This window comes from uncultured Chryseobacterium sp. (assembly GCF_936933875.1).
Classification (GTDB): Bacteria; Bacteroidota; Bacteroidia; order Flavobacteriales; family Weeksellaceae; genus CAKZIK01.
Window position 1 is genome coordinate 1 of sequence record NZ_CAKZIK010000039.1, and the last position, 1,021, is coordinate 1,021.

Here is a 1,021-nt window from a genome sequence, read left to right on the forward strand (position 1 = left end):
AAAGATGATGGAAGATTGGTGAAAAGGGCTAACATCAAAAATGAAACGGACAAAATTGATGTGAAAAGCCTTCCTGCTGGAACTTATTATGTGAGAACTTATGATAATGGTAACTTCATCAAGTCAATGAAATTTATCAAGCAATAAACCAACTAAAATTTGACTTAATTGACTCCGTCTTGTATGGAGTTTTTTTATTAATGACAATTTGTCACTTTTTATGCCGTGGTATAAATGTTGAGAAATGCAAAGTGTAACAATTATTAATAACAAAAAAATAACATATAATATGAGTAAAATAATTGGAATCGATTTAGGTACAACCAACTCTTGTGTTGCTGTAATGGAGGGTAAAGACCCTGTTGTAATTCCGAATGCGGAAGGTAAAAGAACAACGCCATCTGTTGTAGCATTCACGAAAGACGGAGAAAGATTGGTAGGAGATCCTGCAAAAAGACAGGCAGTAACCAATCCTCATAATACGGTATATTCTATCAAAAGATTTATTGGAACGCACTTTAAAGACGATGCTGCCGAAATCGGAAGAGTGGCTTACAAAGTGGTTTCTGGACCGAATGACACGGTGAAAGTGAAAATTGACGACAGAGAATACACGCCGCAAGAAATTTCTGCAATGATTTTGCAAAAAATGAAAAAAACGGCAGAAGATTATCTTGGTCAGGAAGTAACAAGAGCGGTAATTACAGTTCCAGCTTACTTCAACGACAGCCAAAGACAAGCCACCAAAGAAGCCGGAGAAATCGCAGGTTTGAAAGTTGAAAGAATTATCAACGAACCAACGGCTGCAGCATTGGCTTATGGTTTGGATAAAGGACATAAAGACCAAAAAATCGCGGTGTACGATTTAGGTGGTGGAACTTTTGACATCTCAATCCTTGATTTGGGCGACGGTGTTTTCGAAGTTTTGTCTACAAATGGTGACACACATTTAGGAGGTGACGATTTTGACGATGTCATTATCAACTGGTTGGTTGACGAATTTAAAAATGAAGAAGGCGTA

The 1,021-nt window shown here is 37.4% G+C and carries 2 protein-coding genes; both read left to right on the forward strand.

What is annotated here, in order from left to right; all coding sequences use genetic code 11:
- Positions 1-18: 18 nt before the first annotated feature.
- On the forward strand, positions 19-147 hold the full coding sequence (locus Q0252_RS12300) for a T9SS type A sorting domain-containing protein (protein WP_367174822.1): 129 nt from the start codon (positions 19-21) through the stop codon (positions 145-147).
- A 142-nt stretch (positions 148-289) separates the two neighbouring features.
- Positions 290-1,021, forward strand: a 732-nt coding sequence (locus Q0252_RS06335; RefSeq protein WP_297984687.1) for an Hsp70 family protein, incomplete at its 3' end; no start/stop codon positions are given.